General features: G+C 39.8%; 21 protein-coding genes. 4 read left to right on the forward strand and 17 right to left on the reverse strand.

What is annotated here, in order from left to right:
* Window positions 1-30: 30 nt before the first annotated feature.
* From ffh to OFN98_RS00470, 8 genes are all read right to left on the reverse strand, one after another.
* The gene (ffh, locus tag OFN98_RS00435) at window positions 31-1362 is read right to left on the reverse strand and encodes a signal recognition particle protein (protein WP_270874132.1); all 1332 of its coding nucleotides are present in this window, start codon (window positions 1360-1362) and stop codon (window positions 31-33) included.
* Between the two features lie 61 nt (window positions 1363-1423).
* On the reverse strand, window positions 1424-2179 hold the full coding sequence (locus OFN98_RS00440) for an RluA family pseudouridine synthase (protein ID WP_270874131.1): 756 nt from the start codon (window positions 2177-2179) through the stop codon (window positions 1424-1426).
* Complete coding sequence (gene waaA, locus OFN98_RS00445) at window positions 2160-3323, reverse strand: lipid IV(A) 3-deoxy-D-manno-octulosonic acid transferase (RefSeq protein ID WP_270874130.1); 1164 nt, start codon at window positions 3321-3323, stop codon at window positions 2160-2162. Before waaA ends, OFN98_RS00440 begins: the two co-directional genes overlap by 20 nt.
* Entirely contained in the window at window positions 3320-4027 is a 708-nt protein-coding gene (locus OFN98_RS00450) for a zinc ribbon domain-containing protein (RefSeq protein WP_270874129.1), read from the reverse strand. The genes waaA and OFN98_RS00450 overlap by 4 nt, the downstream gene beginning before the upstream one ends.
* Window positions 4028-4037: 10 nt before the next feature.
* Window positions 4038-4760, reverse strand: coding sequence for a Nif3-like dinuclear metal center hexameric protein (locus tag OFN98_RS00455; protein ID WP_270874128.1), 723 nt, complete (start codon window positions 4758-4760; stop codon window positions 4038-4040).
* Entirely contained in the window at window positions 4757-5629 is an 873-nt protein-coding gene (gene glyQ, locus OFN98_RS00460; protein WP_270858246.1) for a glycine--tRNA ligase subunit alpha, read from the reverse strand. Before glyQ ends, OFN98_RS00455 begins: the two co-directional genes overlap by 4 nt.
* 9 nt (window positions 5630-5638) lie before the next feature.
* A complete protein-coding gene (gene purE, locus OFN98_RS00465) occupies window positions 5639-6133 on the reverse strand; it encodes a 5-(carboxyamino)imidazole ribonucleotide mutase (RefSeq protein ID WP_270868750.1) in 495 nt (164 codons plus the stop codon).
* Window positions 6130-7392, reverse strand: a complete 1263-nt coding sequence (locus OFN98_RS00470; RefSeq protein ID WP_270874127.1) for a peptidase U32 family protein — start codon at window positions 7390-7392, stop codon at window positions 6130-6132. Before OFN98_RS00470 ends, purE begins: the two co-directional genes overlap by 4 nt.
* Before the next feature lie 72 nt (window positions 7393-7464).
* Between OFN98_RS00470 and OFN98_RS00475 the strand changes: the two genes are divergently transcribed.
* On the forward strand, window positions 7465-8250 hold the full coding sequence (locus tag OFN98_RS00475; protein WP_270874126.1) for a histidinol-phosphatase: 786 nt from the start codon (window positions 7465-7467) through the stop codon (window positions 8248-8250).
* A gap of 15 nt (window positions 8251-8265) precedes the next feature.
* Entirely contained in the window at window positions 8266-9318 is a 1053-nt protein-coding gene (locus tag OFN98_RS00480) for a DUF3137 domain-containing protein (RefSeq protein ID WP_270874125.1), read from the forward strand.
* Between the two features lie 173 nt (window positions 9319-9491).
* Here OFN98_RS00480 and OFN98_RS00485 read toward each other — a convergent pair whose 3' ends face one another.
* The 9 genes from OFN98_RS00485 to rpoD form a co-directional block, all read right to left on the reverse strand.
* Window positions 9492-10382 carry an NAD(P)H-dependent glycerol-3-phosphate dehydrogenase gene (locus OFN98_RS00485; protein WP_270874124.1) on the reverse strand — a complete coding sequence of 297 codons (891 nt, stop codon included), beginning with the start codon at window positions 10380-10382 and terminating at the stop codon, window positions 9492-9494.
* Window positions 10383-10511: 129 nt separating this feature from the next.
* Window positions 10512-11591 carry a DUF3137 domain-containing protein gene (locus tag OFN98_RS00490; protein WP_270874123.1) on the reverse strand — a complete coding sequence of 360 codons (1080 nt, stop codon included), beginning with the start codon at window positions 11589-11591 and terminating at the stop codon, window positions 10512-10514.
* A gap of 115 nt (window positions 11592-11706) precedes the next feature.
* Complete coding sequence (gene gatB, locus OFN98_RS00495; RefSeq protein ID WP_270874122.1) at window positions 11707-13125, reverse strand: Asp-tRNA(Asn)/Glu-tRNA(Gln) amidotransferase subunit GatB; 1419 nt, start codon at window positions 13123-13125, stop codon at window positions 11707-11709.
* 108 nt (window positions 13126-13233) lie between these two features.
* A complete protein-coding gene (locus OFN98_RS00500) occupies window positions 13234-13419 on the reverse strand; it encodes a hypothetical protein (protein ID WP_270868743.1) in 186 nt (61 codons plus the stop codon).
* A 25-nt stretch (window positions 13420-13444) separates the two neighbouring features.
* Window positions 13445-14128, reverse strand: a complete 684-nt coding sequence (locus OFN98_RS00505; RefSeq protein ID WP_270858236.1) for a F0F1 ATP synthase subunit A — start codon at window positions 14126-14128, stop codon at window positions 13445-13447.
* A gap of 78 nt (window positions 14129-14206) precedes the next feature.
* Complete coding sequence (locus tag OFN98_RS00510; RefSeq protein WP_270874121.1) at window positions 14207-15541, reverse strand: coproporphyrinogen III oxidase family protein; 1335 nt, start codon at window positions 15539-15541, stop codon at window positions 14207-14209.
* Window positions 15542-15605: 64 nt separating this feature from the next.
* Window positions 15606-15944: an AzlD domain-containing protein gene (locus OFN98_RS00515; RefSeq protein ID WP_270874120.1), complete on the reverse strand. Its 339-nt coding sequence runs from the start codon at window positions 15942-15944 to the stop codon at window positions 15606-15608.
* A gap of 2 nt (window positions 15945-15946) precedes the next feature.
* Complete coding sequence (locus OFN98_RS00520; protein ID WP_270869104.1) at window positions 15947-16654, reverse strand: AzlC family ABC transporter permease; 708 nt, start codon at window positions 16652-16654, stop codon at window positions 15947-15949.
* Between the two features lie 43 nt (window positions 16655-16697).
* Window positions 16698-18569, reverse strand: a complete 1872-nt coding sequence (rpoD, locus tag OFN98_RS00525) for an RNA polymerase sigma factor RpoD (RefSeq protein WP_270874119.1) — start codon at window positions 18567-18569, stop codon at window positions 16698-16700.
* A 231-nt stretch (window positions 18570-18800) separates the two neighbouring features.
* Here rpoD and OFN98_RS00530 point away from each other — a divergent pair, with 231 nt between their 5' ends.
* Together OFN98_RS00530 and leuB are read left to right on the forward strand one after the other, a co-directional pair.
* Window positions 18801-19280, forward strand: coding sequence for a 3-isopropylmalate dehydratase small subunit (locus OFN98_RS00530; protein WP_270862018.1), 480 nt, complete (start codon window positions 18801-18803; stop codon window positions 19278-19280).
* 12 nt (window positions 19281-19292) lie between these two features.
* The gene (gene leuB, locus OFN98_RS00535; RefSeq protein WP_270868739.1) at window positions 19293-20363 is read left to right on the forward strand and encodes a 3-isopropylmalate dehydrogenase; all 1071 of its coding nucleotides are present in this window, start codon (window positions 19293-19295) and stop codon (window positions 20361-20363) included.
* Window position 20364 lies beyond the last annotated feature (1 nt).

A 20364-nucleotide genomic window follows, 5' to 3' on the forward strand; every position in this document is an offset into this window, starting at 1 on the left:
TTGGGCATTGATAAGCTCTAAAACCGAGAATTATCTCGGTTTTTGCACAATCGAGGCTAGCCCTTGCATACCGCCTTTTGACGAGAATTTTTTAGCAAGTTTTGCCGCGTTTGTGAATTGTTTCAAAAATCTATTGACCTCGACTTGCGACAAACCTGCGCCTTGGGCAAGTCTGCGTTTGCGAGAGTTGTTCAATAAATCTGGATTTTCGCGCTCTTTTGGCGTCATAGAATCAATCATTGCCTTGATATGTCTAATCTCTTTTGAATTTTCCAAGTCGATATCTTGGATTTTGTTTGCCATGCTAGAAAGTCCAGGAATCATACCGATTAAATTTTTCATATTTCCTAGCTTTTTGACGCTCTCTAACTGCGAAATAAAGTCGTTGAAATTAAATTCGCCTTTTTTGATTTTTTTGTTTAATTTTTTTGCCTCTTTTTCATCGAAAACAGCCGCTGTTTTCTCGACCAATGTCGCTAAATCGCCCTCTCCCATGATACGGCTAGTGATACGATCTGGTATGAAACCCTCTAAATCAGCGACCTTTTCACCCGTTCCGATAAATCTAAGTGGAATTCCTAGCTGATGTGCGATTCCAAGGGCTATTCCGCCTTTTGTATCGGCGTCAAATTTGCTCAAAATCACACCGCTGATTTCAAGTACTTCGTTAAATTTAGCCGCTGTTTTCACGCCGTCTTGACCGCTCATCGCATCAGCGACATAGAAAATTTCATGCGGGTTAATTTCTTTTTTGATATTTGAAATTTGCTCCATTAGCGCTTCGTCGATTGCGAGGCGTCCAGCAGTATCGACTAAAAGCACATCATATAATCCAGCTTTTGCCTTTGCAAGGGCCTCTTTTGCGACTTTGATAGGGTTTGTTTCATTATCTATGGCAAATAAATCAATCTCGTTTGCTTCGCAAAGTTGTTTTAGTTGCTCGACGGCTGCGAGGCGTTGCAAGTCGCAAGCCGCGATTAGGACTTTCTTTTTTCTAAGTTTTAAAAAATTTGCAAGTTTTACTGTCGTGGTTGATTTACCACTACCTTGCAAACCTGCCATAAGCACGATTGTAGGGTTCGTATCAGCAAAAACAAAGCCCTGATTGCTACCTTTTGGCGCTGTTAAAATCATGGTTAGGTTGTTTTTGATTGAATCTAAAAATTGCTTTTGACCGATTCCGTTGATTTTGACATCGGCTTCTACTAATGCTATGAAATCTTTGGTTACTTTGTGATGAACATCTGCCTTCAAAAGTGCCTTTTTGAGGGTGTCAAGCGCATTTTTGAGCGCTTTTTCATCATCGATTGTTTTTAGCTTATTAACCGCATTTTTAAATGATTCACTGATTATCTCAAACACTATCGTTCCCTTATAAAATTATTAAACCTACGATATTACCAAAATTTAACTTAAATGGCTGTTAATATTGCATATTTTTTGGTATATCAAAGCCAAATTCGTTAAATTCGCCCTTTAATGGGGCGATAAATTTAAACCCTAAAATTTCGGTTTGGTATGAGTGCAAAAACATACGCTTTGATTTGCTTTTGGCGTATTTTTCATCGCCGATTATGCCGTGAGCGAGGCTGGCTAAATGCACCCTGATTTGGTGCGTGCGACCAGTTTCGATTGTGATTTTGACAAAGGATTTTTTACCGCTTACCATGAGCGGAAAAACATTTGTAATCGCCTCTTTGCCGTTTGGCGAAATTTTCGAAATCGCGCCAGATTTGCCCTTGATTGTGAGGATTGGGTCGGTGATTTTGATCTCTTCGCTGACTATGCCATTTACGAGCGCGAGATATGTTTTTTTTACGCGCATGGCTTTGAATTCATTTATCGCTTTTTGGCGAAATTCTTCGTTTTTAGCTAGCATTATAACGCCACTTGTCCCCTTATCAAGGCGATTTAAGAGAGTTGCGTGATAAATTTTTTCTAAATTTTCGCACTCCAAAAACGCAGGTTTATCCACGGCGATGATGTTTTCGTCCTCGTAAATCAGCTTTGGTTTTTCCATTTTTGCGACGCTAAAAATGGTTTTTTCGCTCATCATTTCACGCGCGACGCTAAGCTTTTTGCCGTGCGCGCTCACAAGCCCAGCGTCTATTAGCGCCTTGGCTTCGTTGTTTGAAATTTTTTCTTGGATTGCTAGAAGTTTATAGGCTTTTTCTTGCATTGATTTCGTCCTTTATGATTTTTATAATGCGTTCTAAATCGCAAATTTGCAAAATTTCGCTCTTTTGGGGCGGGTTTTTTAGCGCGTCACCAAGCTCGCTAGCTTCGCAAATTTTGATATTTTTTACTAGATTATACAGCGCGTTTTGGTTGTGAAAATACCTGCCACTGATGATTTTAGCGCCAAAGCTTGCAGGCTCGATTGGATTGTGTCCGCCGATATTTGGCACGAAACTGCCACCAAGGATTACAATATCGCTAATGGCGTAGAAATTTATCAGCTCGCCGATTGTATCAAGCAGTATAAAATCGCTTTTAAAATTTTTGTTTTCGCTAAATTTCTCAAAACTCAAATTTAGCTCATCTGTCCAAATTTTCGCGATTTTGGCGCAGTGTTCGAAACGAGCTGGGTGGCGTGGGGCAAGGATAAATTTGAAATTTTTGTTATTTTGCGCGAAATTTTTTAACCCTGCTAAAATCAGCTCTTCCTCGCCCTCGTGCGTGCTAGCAATCGTGATAGTGGTGCGGTTTTGAAATTTTGGCAAAATTTTGCTTGGAGAGCTAGAATTTGCGCTTTTGATATTTCCAGCTACGATTATATTTTTTGCGCCAAGCTCGCTAAGGCGGGTTTTGTCGCGCTCGCTTTGGGCTAAAACCAAATCAATATTTTCAAAAATTTTATTGTAGTAAAATTTAAATCGCAGATAGTTTTTGTAGCTTTTATCTGAAATTCGGGCGTTTAAAAGCACAACAAACGAGCCGTTTTTTTTCGCGCTTCGCACCAAATTTAGCCACAGCTCAGCCTCGAAAATCACGGTAACCTTGGCCTTTTCTAGCCAAAATGGAAGCAGGTTTTCAAACGGCAAAAAGCGCGAGTTTTGCGTGATTTGCTTCGCTGCTGCAAAGCCTGTGTCTGTGGTCGTGGTAATGGCAATATTTTCAAAATTTGAGATTAGGTTTTTAAGCGCATTTACCTCGCCAAGACTACAAGCGTGAAAATGCACATCACAGGGGTTGAATTTCGGATTTTTAAATAGTAAAAACCTAGCAGGAAGGCTTTTGTGATATTTTTTTTTGAGGGCTAGCACCGCCAAAAACGGCAGTGCAAGTAGCCAGATAAGAAAAGAAAAAAGTGTATAAATCACTCTGCTTCTTTGTATAAAATTCTGCCACAATACGGGCAGGTTACGATATCATCGCTTTTGATAACTGCGCTATAAACTCTGTCATTTAATCTCATGAAACAGCCATAGCAGGCTTGTTTGCGCACTGGAACGACAGCTGTGTTACTAGCCCATTTGCGGATTTTTTCGTAGAAGGATACGGTTTTTGGATCCATTGATTTGATTAGTTTTTCGCGAACTGAATAAATTTTTGATCTGCTCTCTTCGACCTCGCCCATTTGGGTGCTAACCTCTGCTTTGATCTCTTCAAGCTCGGTTTCAAATGCGCTTTTTTGCGCCTCTAAATCAGCGATTAGGGCTTTTTTGGTTTCAACATGTTTTTCTAATCTATCAATTTGTTCATTTGCAGCACTTAACTGCTCTTTTGTGATATCGACCTCGACGCTAAGGGCTTTGATCTCTTTTTCTGTTTTTAGCGAGGCTGATTTTTTCGCGCTACTTTTTGATTTAGCGTTTAGCTCTGCGATTTGAGCGTTTGTGAGTGAAATTTGCTCACTTAGCTCCTCGATTTCGCCGTTTAGCACATCGATTTCGTTTTTGGCTTTGTCGATTTGATTAACTTTCGAATTTAGTCTTGCTTGGGCTGCTTCGATTTTTGGCTTGAAGCTGTCTAGTTCTTTGTCGTGTTCGCACAGCTCGACTAACTGATTTAGATATTTGTTCATGATTTTCCTTTTAGTAATATTTAAATGGATTTTTTTGTTCGTTTATTATAACTTTTATTTTATCTTTTGGCAAGTGTGGAGCGAGGCAAGCCCCAAAGTAGCGCTCACTTTCAAAGTGATTGATATCTATCAAACAGACCTTGTTTTCTAAATTTTGTATCGCACTATGATATTTGATATCACCTGTGATGAAGCAATCCACGCCCAAATTTTCATTTAGTTCGCTTCCGCTTCCTGTGCAAAGCGCGATCGTTTTGATACGCGCTTTGGCATTTACAGCTCTAATTATAGGCATGTTAAATTTGGCTTTTATGTCGCTTACAAGCTCGTAAAAGCTCATATCCACGCGCATGAATTCCAAAAATTCTCTGCTTTCATAAATTTCATAGCCCAAAATTTCACGCGCGACATATTTATTTAGCAGATGTTTGTCGAAATTTGTGTGCATGGCAATGACGCTGATGTTTTTTTGGATTAGTTGATAAATCAAATTTGACGGGTAAATTAGCGGATTTAGCGATTTTAATCCCTTAAAAATCAGCGGGTGATGAACGACGAGAAGTGAGCCTGGCCAGGCTTTTTCCACTAATTCGCTTGTAACATCTAGACTTAAATAAATATCGCTAATCTCGCTTCCCATCTCGCCTAGTAAAATTCCACTATTATCCCAGCTCTCGCTATCCTCGAAAGGCGCGAGAGTATTTAGAATTTCATAAATTTCGCCAAGTTTCACGAATTTTCCTTAGCCAAATTTTGCAAGTATTTCTCTGGATCTGCGTAGCATAGAGCGCAGTTTTTCGCCATATCACGGATTTTTAAGATATAGTCTTGTCTTTGGGTTACGCTGATTGCGCCACGAGCGTCAAGGACATTGAAGGTATGTGCTGCTAGCATGCAGTAATCATACGCTGGTAGAGCTAGTCCCTGCGCTAGGATAGATTTGCACTCGGCTGAGGCGTTTTCAAACTGCGCAAACAGCCTATTTGCGTCTGCGACTTCGAAATTGTATTTAGAAAACTCAAATTCGCTTCTTTTATGCACATCGCCATAAGTTACATTTTCGTCCCATGCTATGTCATAGACATTGTCCTTGTTTTGTAGATACATGGCAAGTCTTTCGAGCCCATAAGTGATCTCGCCACTGATTAGCTCGCAAGGGATTCCGCCTACTTGTTGAAAATATGTGAATTGCGTAACTTCCATGCCATCCAGCCAAACCTCCCAGCCTAGCCCCCAAGCGCCAAGAGTTGGGCTCTCCCAGTTATCTTCGATGAAGCGAATATCGTGTTCTTTAAGATTTAGTCCCAAACGCTCCAAGCTTTTTAGATACAGCTCTTGGATATTATCTGGGCTTGGTTTTAAAATCACTTGAAATTGATAATATGCGCCAAGGCGGTTTGGGTTTTCGCCATAACGCCCGTCAGTTGGGCGGCGGCTCGGTGCTACATAGGCTACATTCCACGGCTTATTTCCGATAGCGCGCAAAAATGTAGCTTGGTGGTATGTGCCAGCTCCACTTGGCATGTCATAAGGCTGGACAAGTAAGCAACCTTGCTCGTGCCAGTAGTTTTGAAGTGTTAAGATGATTTGTGAAAATGTCATAGCTTTCCTTTATAAAATTATTTCGATACTTTGCGAATCTTTTTGTAATGCTTCTGCTTGTTGCGCTCTGTTTGCAAGCAGTTTTGCAGCTAAGCTCTCATCGCTTAGGGCTAGGATCTGCACGGCTAAAAATGCTGCGTTTTTGGCTCCTGCTTTGCCGATAGCTAGGGTCGCTACTGGGATACCGCCTGGCATTTGCACTGTGGCATATAGTGCGTCCATGCCTCCTAGCGCGCTTCCACCAAGTGGTATTCCAAGCACAGGTTTGGTTGTGTTTGCTGCCACAGCTCCTGCTAAATGAGCTGCCATGCCAGCAGCACAGATAAAGACCTGCGCGCCCTTTTTCTCGGCGTTTGCGACATACTCGGCGGTGCGTTTTGGTGAGCGGTGAGCGGAGCTGATTATCATTTCATAAGCCACGCCAAATTCTTTTAGGATTTTTGCGCACTCATTTACGATTTCATAATCGCTTTTTGAACCCATTATTATCGATACAAATTTCACTTTATTTCCTTTCTTAAAAAGCTAAATTCTGGCAAATTTGCAGGAAGTTTGATTTCGTTTAAATTCCCGCTGTGAATTTCGCTAAATTCTTTATTATTTCTGGCAATCAAACGGCTAAATTTGATAAATTTCTTGCCCCCGTTTTCAAAAATTTCGCCAAATTCGTTTTGGCAAGGCTTAATTTGCGCTCCGTGTGGCGCGAAAATTTCATAAATTTCGCCTAGCGCGATTTTATCTTTGACGCTGATAAACTCGCCGTCATTTGAAATAGCGCAGACTTGGTGCGTGCCTTCCTCGATACTTGTGTTTAAATTTTGCGTATCGTTGCGCTCGTAAGGGCGTTTGATGAGATATCCGTCGCTAAAACCGCGATTTTTCAGCGTCGCTAGCTCGCTTTCGTAAATCTCAGGCTCAAATTTACCGCTGGCTGCGTCATCAATCGCGCGTCTGTAAGCGTTCGTGGCGCATGCGACATAATATTCGCTTTTGGTGCGACCCTCGATTTTGAAGCTATCAATCGCGCCTGTTTGGAGGATTTTTTCGGCGTGGCTAGCTAGTTTGAGATCTTTGGCGTTCATTATGTAAGTGCCCTCTCCCTCGCACTCTTGTAGGCGAAATAGGGCGTTATTGTCGCTATTTTTGGCGTAAATTTCGTATTTGAAACGGCAATCGTTCGCGCAACTGCCTCTGTTGCTAAATCGTCCGCTTTGAACCGCGCTGATTAGGCAACGCCCGCTGTAAGCAAAGCACATCGAGCCATGCACGAAAATTTCGATTTCTAAATTTGGCAAATGCTCTTTGATTAGCACAGCGTCTTTTAGCGTCATTTCGCGCGCCGCTACTATGCGCGTAGCCCCTAGCTCGCTCCAAACCTGCGCGTCAAGCCAGTTTAGGACATTTGCTTGGGTCGAGATATGTAGCGGAATATCTGGGGCGAATTTTTTTGCCAAACGCGCTACGCCAAGGGTCGCGACCAAAATCCCATCTACACGCAAATCTTGCAAGTATTCAAGGTGGCGTGAGAGAGTGTCGATTTGGACATTTGTGGGAAATCCATTTACCGTGGCGTAGATTTTTTTGCCCATTTTATGGGTAAAACAGACGCCCTCTTCAAAGCTAGTTTTATCAAATTCCTTTGCACTTCTTTGGCGAAGCGAAAACGCCCCCGTGCTCGCATATACAGCGTCTGCGCCGTAAGATAGGGCGATTTTTAGTTTGGTTAAATTTCCTGCTGGACTTAGAAGTTCTGGTTTTTTCAAAAATAATCCTATAAAATTTTTTAAAGCGTGATTTTACTACAATTTAGCAAAAAAATATTTTAAGGAAGCAAAATGAAGGTCGATTTACACAACCACACAACCCTTTGCAACCACGCTAGTGGGAGCGTTTGCGAGTATGTGCAAAGAGCGTGCGAGCTGGGGTTTGATATTTATGGATTTGCTGATCATGCGCCGATGAATTTCGACGAAAAGTATCGTATGAGCTTTTCGCAGATGAGTGAATATGAGCGTATGATAAATGAAGCAAGGTCGAAATTTGGGGATAAAATCGAAATTTTAACCGGTTATGAAGTGGATTTTATGCGAAATCGTGCGCTTATAGATGAGCGAGTTTTATCGCGCAGAAGCGATTACTTAATCGGTTCGGTGCATTTTTTGGATAATTGGGGCTTTGATAATGAGGAATTTATCGCGCAGTGGAGCGAGCGCGATATTGATGATATTTACGCTGAGTATTTTGCGCTGATTTGCGCGCTGTGTGATAGCGGTAAATTCGACATTTTGGGGCATTTTGATTTGATTAAAATTTTTAAATTTACCCCTAAAAAGGATATTAGGATATTAGCGCGCGAGGCTATAAAAGCTGTGAAAAAAAGCGGTATCACGCTAGAATTAAACGCCGCTGGACTTCGCAAAATGGTAGGCGAGATTTACCCAAGCGACGCGCTTTTGGCTGAGTTTGCGAGCGCGGGTGTGGATATTAGCTTTGGCTGCGATGCGCACGCTGTGGCACAAGTGGGCTTTGGATACGATGAGCTGACGCGCAAGGCTAGGGCATTTGGCTGGGATAGGGTCGCCGTGTATCGCTCACGAGATAAAGAGCTAGTGAAATTTTAAATTTAAGGCAAGAATTTGGATATTTACGAACTAGAAAATTTAAGAAAAAATACTTCAAAGGAAATTGATAATTTAAAGCCTTTTGTTATTTTGGGGACTTTTATAATTCCGTTACTAGTTTTTTTACTTTATTTATCAAATGTTAGCAGGAATATTGAAAGTTGGGCTTCTCTATCTTGCTTTTTTGGTTTTTATCCTATGCTATTTTCTCTATTTAAACTTATAGATATTAATAAATTCGGTGGTTTAAAAATGGTTATTACTATGTTTGTTACAATTTTTTTATTAAAATTTATAATAGAAAATGGTAGCAAAAATGCTCCATATTTTACCGTTTTTATTATTACGATAATTTCTGTGGTTCTTTCTTATCTAGCGGTTATGCGTTATATTAAAGATAAAAAATCAAAAATATATAACAGGTCTTTTAAGATGAAATTTTTATATCCATATATAAAACAGCTTGGATATAACTATGACCCAGAAGGAAATTTAAATTTTATTCATATACATAATAGTAAATTGTTCGGCTTTAATAAGCCGATAAATTCAAATGATAGAATTTATGGCGAATTTGATGGTGTTGAATTTGAAATGTGTGATGTTGTATTTCACCAAAATTTTCAAAGCGACCAAGCATACGAAATTTGGGGAATATTTTTCTATGCGACATTTAATAAAAAAATAAATTCTAAAACTTTTATTTTCCCAATAAACAGGAATTCTGATAATACCAAAAATCTAAAACAAATCACAATGGATAATAGCGAATTTAACGCTAAATTTAGCGTTTATTCAAATGATTTGCAAAATGCAATGTATATTTTAAGTCCTGCGTTTATGAAGCGACTTTTGGATTTAAAAAGACGGCTAAATTTCCCAATCAGCGTTAGTTTTGCGGGAGATAAAATTTACATATTTTTAGATACGGGCAAGGATAATTTTGAGCCAGACATCGATAAAAGCGTCTTGCGCGCAAATCCTGCATTTACCATAAAACGCGAACTTTCGCACTTTTTATCTATCGTAAAAACTCTAAATTTAAATACAAGAATTTGGAAAGTGTGAAATTTGGCTAAATTTAGCGTGGAATTTCGTAAAATTTTGCCATTTTGGTGGCTGTGAATTTAAAATTTGTAGATTGCCACGCTCGTTTCACTCGCTCGCAATGACACTTAAAAGCGAAATTTCGGTGCAGTATCTTAAAATTTGCGAAGCGAAATTTAAAATTTCACTAAATTTTAGTGTTTTTTCAGCAAATCTTGCAGGCTCTCTTTGACATTTTTTCCGTCTAAAATTTTGCCTACTTCGCTCGAAATCGGCGTGTAAATCCCACGCTCTTTGGCGATTTTTTCGACTGCGCGCGCAGTATATACCCCCTCTGCGACCTCGCCAAGCTCGCTTAAAATTTGCTCCAAGCTTTTGTTTTTAGCTAAGCCTAGCCCCACGCGGTAGTTGCGCGAAAGCTCGCTAGAAGCGGTCAAAAACAGATCGCCAACCCCGCTAAGACCCAAAAATGTGTCGTCCTGCGCGCCAAAAAACTTGCCAAATCGTGCGATTTCGACGATTCCACGCGCGATGAGGCTGGCTCTGGCGTTGTTGCCTAGCCCCAGCCCGTCGCAAATCCCGCTGGCTATGGCGATGACATTTTTATACGCGCCACAGATTTCTGCGCCGATGACATCGGTGCTGGCGTAGGTTTTCATGTATGGTGGGAAAAGGCCTGCAATCGCTTCGGCGAGGGCGAGGTTTGCCGAGCTTACCACGAGGGCGCAAGGCAGTTTGCGCGTAACTTCGCTCGCAAATGAGGGGCCTGAGAGGTAGGCGAGGTTTTGCGCGCTCGTGTGGCGCTCGAAAATCTCGTTTAAAAACCTGCCGCTGCTAGCCTCGATGCCCTTTGAGGCGACTAGGATTTTTTGGTTTTTGTTTGTGAAATTATGGGCTAAAAACTCCGCCGTGTGCTGAGCGGCGATGACAAATACTAGCATTTCGCAATCCAAGGCTTCTTCGATACTGACGAAATTTGGCAAATTTCGCGGTGTGCGTGAGGTGATGACGCACTCGTTTTTTTCGCTTAGCGCGCCACAAAGCGCACTTCCCCATTTACCTGCACCGATGATTGCTATTTTCATAAATTCACTTCCAAATTTAAAATAAACATGCGAATTTACCCAAAATTTGATAAAAAAATAATCAAAATTTGGATTTTTTGTGAAAAATAAAGATTGAGAGTAATATTTATATGTGTGTGATAATTAAAGCTAAATTTTCCAAATTTTGGTGTTTAAATTTAGTATTTTTACTATCGATAAAAAATTTGCAAATTCTTTTATTATAGTTGTTGCTGTTTGAGTGGCGCTTATATCGATATTTGGCTCAAAACTATCTTTTTTGGTGTCAATAAAAATATAAATTTTGCTTTTGAAAAAACTTACTATGATAGGAGAATTAAAAATTTGTCTTAATTGTGTAAGTCGCTGCATAAAAGCGGGACTTAGAATATACATTGCATTTTGCACATCATTTGAATATACATCAAAGAATTTATTAAATTCTGTATCGTCCATAGTGATTTTATCGCTTACAAAACCATAATCTTGCAATTTATATTTTTTTGTTGTTATAAAAGTCGTGAATTTAACTTTTTTGTTAAATTCAGCATAAAAAAATATGCCAAAAGTAGAAAAATTTATACTATTATGCACCATTATATCGGATAGTTCAAATTCTATATTATCGACTTTCCCGCTGATTTTATCATCGCCACCCGAAATTTCTTTCGTGCCAAAAATTAGACTATTTCTTATAAATTTTAAATTGATATTTCCTTTGGTTTCATACTCATACCCTTCTTTTAAAAACATAGGCTTTAAATATTTTAATTTAAATGCTTTTTTGTATTCTGCTATCTTATCGTTTTTTGCTAGGTTAAAAAACGCCAAATACGATACAAACATAGCAAATAAAGTAAGATATATCGCAGTAATATATGGAAAATCTACTTTGGTATATTGTGCTAACCCAAACAATAATATATAAGGTAAAAATAAAAAAAACATTTCCTTCATTATTATAAATTTTCTTTCATCTCTTAGATATATATAAGTAAGAAATATTGCAAAAACTATGACAGAAATAACATCTATTGTAGGATTTATAGCAACGGTAATATCAAATTTTTGATTTTGCTTATAAGCTAAGTTAAAAATCCCAAGCGCAAGCTGATTATAAGAAATAAGTATAATAGGGATTAACAATGTATATAAAAAATATTTTATTTTTAATTTATGAATTTCTTTTAAAATTTTTATTCTTAAATTTTCTAGTTCGTTAATATCCAAATTTTCTCACTTTGGTTTCAATTTAAAAAATTTCACGCTTTTAAGAGTGGTGCATTTATCGTGCGTGAGCGAAAAAGCGTGAAATTTTTAATTTAATCCGTTTAAGTCTGGGAATTTAGAGTTTCGCCTTCAAAAGCTCATTAACCTTTGCCGGATTAAACGCTCCCTTGCCTTCTTTCATAACCTGACCTACAAAAAAGCCAAAAAGCTTATCTTTTCCGCTTTTGTATTCTGCGACTTTGTCTGCGTTTGCGTTTAAAACTGCGTCTATTATAGCGATTATCGCGCCGTCATCGCTAACTTGTTTTAAGCCAAGTTTTTCTATGACGCTATCAACGCTCTCATCGTTTTCCATTAAAAAATCTAGCACCTCTTTTGCTGCTTTTTGGCTGATTGTGCCGTCTTCAATGCGAGATAAAAGCTCGTTCATTTTCGCGCTATCAACAGGGCTGTTTTCGATAGTTACGCCGTTTTTAAGGCGGCCGTTTAGCTCGACATTTAGCCATGTTACGCATAGTTTTGGCTCGCGCCCTGCGTTAATCAAATCCTCGAAATACTTCGCATTTTCATAGGTTGAGATGATGACTTCTGCGTCCTTTGGTTTGATACCAAGCTTTTCGACATAGCGAATTTTTTTCTCATCAGGCAGTTCAGGGATATTTTGCCCCTCTTTCATCATCTCATCATCGACTATCACAGTTAGCAAATCAGGATCAGGGAAATAGCGATATTCTGCGCTATCTTCCTTGCTTCTCATTGATTTGGTTACAAATTTATTCGTATCAAAAAGCCTAGTTTCTTGATAAACTAGCTCGTCGTATTTGCCATCTTCCCAAGCTGAAATTTGGCGTCCAACTTCATATTCTATGGCTTTTTGGATAAATTTAAATGAATTTAAATTTTTGATTTCAACGCGAGTGTAGAGCTTATCATCGCCCTTTGGTCTAATGCTGACATTGACATCGCAGCGGAAAGAGCCCTCTTGCATATTTGCGTCGCTGATATTTAAAAAGCGCAAAATTGAGTGCAGTTTTTTAAGATATGCCACAGCTTCATCGCTAGAACGCATATCAGGCTCGCTTACGATTTCTAGTAGCGGCGTGCCAGTGCGGTTTAGATCGACTAGGCTTCTGCCGTTTTCGTGGCTGTTTTTACCCGCGTCCTCTTCTAAGTGCGCGCGCGTGATACCTATGCGCTTTTGCGCTCCGTCGATATTGATAAAAAGCTCGCCGTTTTCGACGATAGGGATTGTAAATTGTGAAATTTGATACGCTTTTGGCAAATCAGGGTAGAAATAGTTTTTTCTATCGAAAATCGACTTGCGATTTATGGTCGCATTGACCGCGGTGCCAAAGCTTATGGCTTTGATAACAGCTGCTTTATTTAGCACAGGAAGTGCGCCCGGCAAGGCTAGGCAAGTAGGGCAAACATGGGTGTTTGCCTTATCTCCGAAGCTAGTGGCGCATGAGCAAAAAATCTTGGTTTTTGTATTTAATTGACAATGAACTTCAAGTCCGATTATGGTTTCAAACATAAATTTTACCTTTAAAACAAAATTCTGTGATTTTACTACTAATTAAATTTGAAATCGGTTAAATTTTGAAATTTCAGCCCAAAATTTGGCAAAATTTGAGGCTAAATTTTACTTTTTGTTTTCTAATTGCTCTTTTAGATCGAGCAAATCGACTAAAAGGCAGGTGATGATGACACACACGACCCCAGGAGCTGTGCAAAGTAGCAGAAATTTAAGACCTAAAAAATAAAATGCAGGATATGAAAAAAAGATAAACGCACCGACGAAAATCAGTCCGAACGATGCGCCTACCAAAAAGTATAAAAAATTGCGTTTAAAATTAATGCTCATCAACTACTACGGCGCCAGCTAGATAAACATAGCTAAGAACCATAAAAATGAAAGTTTGCAAAATCGCCATAAAGGTTAGTAGCGCATAAGGCACCATAGGCACGAGTGCAGGGAATAGCGTAAGCATAACCAAAAGGAACATATCATCACCCTTGATATTTCCGAAAAGACGGAAAGATAACGACACAACGCGCGCGAAGTGCGAGATAAGCTCGACGATAAACATAAATGGCGCAAGAGCCTTTACTGGACCCATGAAGTGTTTGAAATATCCCACGACGCCGTGCTCTCTAATACCCTCGAAATGGTAATAAAACCACACACAAAGTGTCAAAGAAAGTGTCAAATTTAGGCTAGAAGTAGGGGATTCGAAACCAGGAATTAGACCGATAATATTGCTTAAAAATACAACCAAACCAAGAGTTGCTACAAGTGGGAGATATTTTTTAGCTCTTTCTTCGCTACCCATTGTGTCCTTGCCGATAGATAAAACACCGCCGACATAAGCCTCAGCGATATTTTGCATACCGTGTGGGACGAGTTGAAGTGAGCGAGTAGAAAAAATCGCAATAGCTATAATGATAGCAACTACTAAAAAGAAATAAAATAGATAAATAAAAGTGTGGTCGTAAGTAAATAAACTACCAGCGAACAAGAATATGTCTTTTAACATAAATTACCTTTTGGGATTAAAATTTTGCGCACATTTTACCTTTTTAATCGTTAAATTTGGTTTAAAATTTGAGCGAATTTAAGCAATTTGTTGCGCATTTTGCACTTCTTCTTCCATAATCGCGATATGCTTTGCGCGCTTGATTTTAGCGTCATCTTTGAAGGTCGCTCTGACCTTATCCATGCCAGTGTAGAACTCCTTCATCAAAATCACGCAAAGATATTTTCCAAACTGCGTCGTAGTGATTTTGCCATCTTCTACGCGGATTGCGTTTGAAAGCCTAAGTAGCGAGATTTCGCGCCCTAGCTCTTTGCGTAAATTTATGCCGTTTGCGCTCTGAAATTTTGCCATGTCAATCTCGCCGTTAAAAAGCTCGGTCAAAAATATATATTTTGCCCTCTCGCTATCGCTAAAATCGCATGTGGCAATCACTGTGCTTTTGCCCTCTTTGATGCGATTTGAATAATCGCTTAGGTTGAAAGCGTTTATCAAAAGTCTGCCGTCCAAAAAGCTAAACGCACCGCTTCCAATGCCCAAATATTCGTGGTTTGCGCCCACATACTCATCGGCGATATTTGAGCTTTTTCGCGCAAACGCCCATGAGTTGTTTTTGTGCCACGAGCTAAATTCATCGCAGATTATTTTGTAAAATTCCTCTTCGTTATCCACACTGCTTATACCTAAATTTCGCGCGATTTGATCGCGCATTAGAGGTGATTTCATTAGCGGATACATGGTGATTTGCTCTGGATTTACGGATTTTGCCATAGCGATGTCGTGGAGTAAATTCTCTTTTGTTTGAAAAGGGAAATTAAAAATCAAATCAAGGCTTAAAATCGGCAACACCCCAACCGCCTTGCTTAGTTTTTCGCGCAAAACCTCGCCACTGCCGAATTTCTCATATCTCGCAGCCTTGCGCAAAATTTCATCATCGAAGCTTTGCACGCCCACGCTTAATCTATCGATTAGCCCACGAAACCTTGCTAGCGAGGCAGGGTCGATGTGGTTAGGGTCGCTTTCGCATGAAATTTCCTCGATATTAAAAAGCGATTTTGCAAGCTCCAATGTGCGTAAAAGCTCGTCTTCGTCGATTAAGGTTGTGCCACCTCCGACATAAAGTGTTTTAAAATCATATCCCGCCTCTTTTGTGCGACGCATTTCTGTTCTAAGCGCGCTAAAATAGGCTTTGCAGGCGTCTTTGTCATAGGCGTATTTGTGAAAAGAGCAATACGGACAAAATGTGTGGCAAAATGGCACATGCATGTAGAGCATGTAGTTTTTCGCTGGATCGGGGATTTTTTTTATATTTTGGTCAGAAATGTCGATTCTAAGGGAATTATAAAGTGAATTTTGCATTGTTTTACTAGCATATTTTTTGGCAAAATTTTGGATAAAGTTTGTGATTATTTGCATAAAGCTTAAACCTTCTTTAAAATAAAAAATTAACTTTTAAATTTAGCGAAATTTATCTTAAAATTCATATAAATCGCAGAAAAATCGTGTATAAAAGCGTCGGAACTGCGATTGTAATCAGTGAATTTCTAAATTTAGCGTGTGCCAAAAACGAGAGCGCCAGACAAAACACAAGCCCGCAAATAGTGGCGAAAAATGCGGTATTTTCGCCGTTTTCGTTAAATTTTGGAATCATAGTTTTTAGCGCATAAATCATAAGCACTATCATAATCACAAGCCCAGAGTTTTTTTGCAGATACACGAGCGTGGGGTTTTTGCTCTTTTTTTTAAAGAGCCAAAACGGCAAAAATCTAGTTAGCACGGTAGCTATGCTAGCCATTGCGATATATGCGAAAATCTCCATTGCTAGGGCCTTTCGAAAAATTTGCGAAATGCTAAAAGCGCAAAAATTGCGCAAAGCAGTGTGCCAAAAAGATAGTATTTCACAGGGAATACAAACAGCCCCGCAAACGCGCAAATAAGGCTAAAAATCAAAATTTTATGCTGCGGGTTTGATTTAAACATTTCGTAACTTAGCATCGCAAAAAGTGCCACAAGGCTAAATTCAACCCCGCTAAAATCGACATTTAAACTAGCTCCAAGGATCGATCCAATCGCCACACCACTAATCCAATACGAGTGGTTAAAAACAGCCGTGAGATTATAAATCAGCCCCAGCTCGCGCGCTCTTTGCTCGCTAATGCCATTTTTGCGCTCATCATCGCTTAAAAAAACGCGAGTTTTAAGCAGGGCAAATGTCTCATCAGTAAGCGCATAAATGGGATAAATTTTGCGTGGGATTGCGCGCAGTTCGTCGATGAGCGACATTGTGTAGAAAAAATGGCGAAAATTTAGCAAAAACGAGATGATAAAGGTATCTATCAGCGAGGCGCCAGTTACGATAAACGCCACCAGCACGAACTCCACGCTCCCTGCATAGACTAGCAGGCTAGTTATCATCATCACCCAAAACTCCAATCCCTGCGAAATGCCGTAAATTCCAAACGCGATTCCAAGCGGAATATAGCCTAACATAACCGGTATTGTGGATTTAAAAATTTCGAATTTGCTCATAAGACGGAGTAAAATTTCGCCCAAAAAGGGCGAAATTTAAATTTTAAGATTCAATGTATGTTTTGAGTTTGCGACCGATTTTTGGGTGTTTTAGCTTTTTGATCGCAGAACTTTCGATTTGGCGCACGCGCTCTCTTGTGATATTTAGCTCTTTGCCGATTTCCTCTAAGGTGCGGTCGCTCTCATCGTCTAACAACCCAAATCTCATGCGAATCACCGTGCGCTCGCGATCGTTTAACTGCTCTAAAATATCGTCGATTTGCTCTTTTAAATCTGATTTTAGAATTTGCTCGATTGGTGAGATTGAGTTTTTATCCTCGACAAAATCGCCGAATTTGCCGTCGTCTTCGTTGCCGATTGGCGCTTCTAGGCTGATTGGCTCTTTTGTGATTTTGATGACTTGCTTGACCTTATCCACGCTAAGTCCCACTTCCTCGGCGATGACATTGATATCTGGTTCTTTGCCGCCTTCTTGGATATATTTGCGTGTGATTTTGTTTATGCGATTAATCGTTTCAATCATGTGGATTGGGATACGGATTGTGCGGGCTTGATCGGCGATTGCGCGCGATATGGCTTGGCGTATCCACCATGTGGCGTATGTAGAAAATTTGTATCCTCTGCGATATTCGAATTTATCCACAGCCTTCATAAGTCCGATATTTCCCTCTTGGATTAGATCCAAAAACGGCAAACCGCGGTTTGTGTAGCGTTTGGCGATACTGACGACAAGGCGCAAATTTGACTTTGCCATGCGCGCTTTTGCGTTGTCGCTTATGCGTTTGCCACGCTTGATTTGCTCTAAAATTTCTTTTAATCTTTCTGGTTCTAAGTTGAAGCTTTTTTTGCTTGCCTCTTTTGTCAAAAATAGCTTTTTGATATCCACATAAGTCGATACCATGGTCGCTTCTGGCACACGGGCGATGATATCTTCTTTGCTTAGTTTTGTGATGTCTTTTAGGATTTTTTCGTGGTTTTCACGAAGTTCTTGGCTAAACATTGGAAGCTTGTATTCTAGGCGTTTTAGCTCCTTGTCAAACCCTGCGTCGCTTTTAAGGGCTGTTTCCATTGATTTTACGATTTCGGTAATTAATTTGCTAGTTGGACCCAAATCCATAAGCTTTTCTTTTAAAATTTTCTTTTTAAATGCCAAATTTAGCTTAGATAGTGTGTCGTTGCTATCTTTGATTTGTTCGGCGTTTTTTTCGGCAAATCTCATCCACTCTTTTTTGGCTTTGTCTAGGGCTTTGAAGCTTTCGATGACTTTTAGAGTGCGTTTGTCGTTTTTCTTAGGGGCTTTTTTGACCTCTTTTTCCTCGTCCTCGCTCTCATCATCGCTAAAATCATCGTCGATTTCCTCGTCCTCGGCTCCCTCTTCGTCGCTATCATCAAAGCTTTTAAAAAGCTCTTTTACGCGGCGTTCGCGGTTGATTAAAGGCTCTTTGTAATCCAAAATAAAGTCGATTAGGTATGGCACAGAGCAAAACGCATCGATGATGATATCCTCACCAAGCTCGATTTTTTTGCTGATTTCTATTTCGCCGTCTTTGGTCAGAAGCGGGATTTGCCCCATTTCGCGCAGATACATACGCACTGGGCTATCAGAGCGCGACCATTCCAAAAGCTCGACATCATTTGAGATATCAAAATCATCGTCCCAGCCCTCGTCAAGTAGCCTTTTTTGGGTAGCTTCTTTTAATTTTGCGTCCTCGATATTTCGGATTTTTGAAATTTCAGCAGCCGAAATAAGCTCCACATCGTATTTTTTGATAAGAGTTTCGATTTTTTTTACGACAGCTGTCTTTGGAGCTATATCGAAAAATTTAATCAATCTTTCAAAGGTTATATAGCTTTTTTGGTTTTCTTCAAAAAATTGTTCAAGCGTAGAGTTAAGTTCTTTTGCTGATACTGCCATCAAATCTCCTTGTCTGCAAAAATAACCTTTAATTATACCCAAATTTTATAAAGCAAAACTTAAATTTATAAAAAATTCCCAAATTTAGGGCAAAATTTTAAAATTTAAAATTTGGCTGAATTTTTAAAATTTTGCAAAATTCATACGCTGTTTTTTGGCTAAATTGATTTAAATTTAATCTAAGTTTTGCTAAAATTAAAAGTTTATTTTAAAACTGAAAAGGTGAAAATTATGGCAAAAGTATGGAAGTTTGCAGACAATATCGACACGGACATCATCATCGCGGCTAGATATTTGAATACATCTGATGCAGATGTGCTTGCAAAGCACATTATGGAGGACGCTGACAAGGATTTTTATAACAAAATTTCGCAAGGCGATATCATCGTAGCTGGTAAAAATTTTGGTTGTGGCAGCAGTAGAGAGCACGCTCCAATGGCGCTAAAAGCGGCAGGTATTTCGTGCGTAATCGCGAAAAATTTCGCTAGGATTTTTTATCGCAACAGCTTCAATATGGGGCTTTTGATTTTAGAGTGCGACCAAACTGATGAAATTGACGAAGGCGATGAGCTAAAAATCGATTTGGATAAGGGAATAATCCAAAATTTGACCCAAAATACGCAGTATAAATTCGGCGCAATTCCACCATTTATGCAAAAACTGCTAAATGCAGGTGGCGCGATAAATTATGCGAAATCTCAAATGAAATAATTAAGGAAATTTATGAAAACTTATAATGTTTGCGTCATAAAAGGCGATGGAATCGGCCCTGAAATCGTGGAAGAAGCGGTTAAGGTTTTAGATAGTGTGAGCCATAAATTTGGCTTTGAGTTAAATTTCGACTACCATTTAATGGGCGGTTGCGCTGTCGATATTTTCGGCGTTCCACTCCCTGATGAGACACTAAATGCCGCCAAAGCAAGCGACGCTGTGCTTTTTGGAGCGATTGGCGGGGCTAAATGGGACAATTTAGCGCGACATTTGCGCCCTGAAAGCGGACTTTTAAAACTTAGAAAAGAGCTTGGTGCGTTTGCAAACCTGCGCCCGGCAATCATTTTTGATGAATTAATCAACGCTTCCACTCTTAAACCAGAAACCGTCAAAGGCGTGGATATCTTGGTCGTGCGCGAGCTAACGGGCGGAATTTACTTCGGACAACCACGCGAAAAACACGAAAAAAGCGCATTTAACACTATGGTTTATAGCTACGAAGAGATCGAGCGAGTATCGAAAATCGCCTTTGAAGCAGCGATGAAACGGGGCAAAAAAATCACCCTAGTCGATAAGGCAAATGTGCTAGAAACTAGCCAACTTTGGCGCGAAGTAGTTGCAGAGGTGGCAAAATCATACCCAGAAGTCTCAATCGAGCAAATGTATGTCGATAACGCTGCAATGCAACTCGTGCGCGATCCTAAGCAGTTCGATGTATTGCTAACCGAGAATTTATTCGGCGATATTTTAAGCGATGAGGCGAGTATGATTTGTGGCTCGATTGGACTTTTGCCAAGTGCAAGTATCGGTGGCAAGGTAGGAATCTACGAGCCGATTCACGGCTCTGCGCCTGATATCGCAGGTCAAGGAATCGCAAATCCGATCGCAACTATAATGAGCGCTGCGATGATGCTACGATACGCATTTAATGAGGCCGAAGCGGCGCAGTGTATCGAAAACGCGGTGAAATCGGTCTTGCGAGATGGATACCGCACCAAAGATATAGCGAAATTTGACGCCAAAGAGATCTGCTCGACAAGCGAAATTGGCTCTATTATCAGCGATTATACGCATAAATTTTAAT

The organism is Campylobacter sp. JMF_15 NE4 (assembly GCF_027737645.1).
Lineage (GTDB): Bacteria > Campylobacterota > Campylobacteria > Campylobacterales > Campylobacteraceae > Campylobacter_B.

Bases quoted from the DNA above. Each gene is read 5' to 3' on its own strand.
- OFN98_RS00475 (WP_270874126.1), top strand. From the start codon at position 7,465: ATGAAGGTCGATTTACACAACCACACAACCCTTTGCAACCACGCTAGT.
- OFN98_RS00485 (WP_270874124.1), bottom strand. From the start codon at position 10,382: ATGAAAATAGCAATCATCGGTGCAGGTAAATGGGGAAGTGCGCTTTGT.
- gatB (WP_270874122.1), bottom strand. From the start codon at position 13,125: ATGTTTGAAACCATAATCGGACTTGAAGTTCATTGTCAATTAAATACA.
- OFN98_RS00505 (WP_270858236.1), bottom strand. From the start codon at position 14,128: ATGTTAAAAGACATATTCTTGTTCGCTGGTAGTTTATTTACTTACGAC.
- OFN98_RS00510 (WP_270874121.1), bottom strand. From the start codon at position 15,541: ATGCAAATAATCACAAACTTTATCCAAAATTTTGCCAAAAAATATGCT.
- OFN98_RS00450 (WP_270874129.1), bottom strand. From the start codon at position 4,027: ATGAACAAATATCTAAATCAGTTAGTCGAGCTGTGCGAACACGACAAA.
- rpoD (WP_270874119.1), bottom strand. From the start codon at position 18,569: ATGGCAGTATCAGCAAAAGAACTTAACTCTACGCTTGAACAATTTTTT.
- OFN98_RS00530 (WP_270862018.1), top strand. From the start codon at position 18,801: ATGGCAAAAGTATGGAAGTTTGCAGACAATATCGACACGGACATCATC.
- OFN98_RS00440 (WP_270874131.1), bottom strand. From the start codon at position 2,179: ATGCAAGAAAAAGCCTATAAACTTCTAGCAATCCAAGAAAAAATTTCA.
- OFN98_RS00520 (WP_270869104.1), bottom strand. From the start codon at position 16,654: ATGAGCAAATTCGAAATTTTTAAATCCACAATACCGGTTATGTTAGGC.
- OFN98_RS00515 (WP_270874120.1), bottom strand. From the start codon at position 15,944: ATGGAGATTTTCGCATATATCGCAATGGCTAGCATAGCTACCGTGCTA.
- leuB (WP_270868739.1), top strand. From the start codon at position 19,293: ATGAAAACTTATAATGTTTGCGTCATAAAAGGCGATGGAATCGGCCCT.
- glyQ (WP_270858246.1), bottom strand. From the start codon at position 5,629: ATGACATTTTCACAAATCATCTTAACACTTCAAAACTACTGGCACGAG.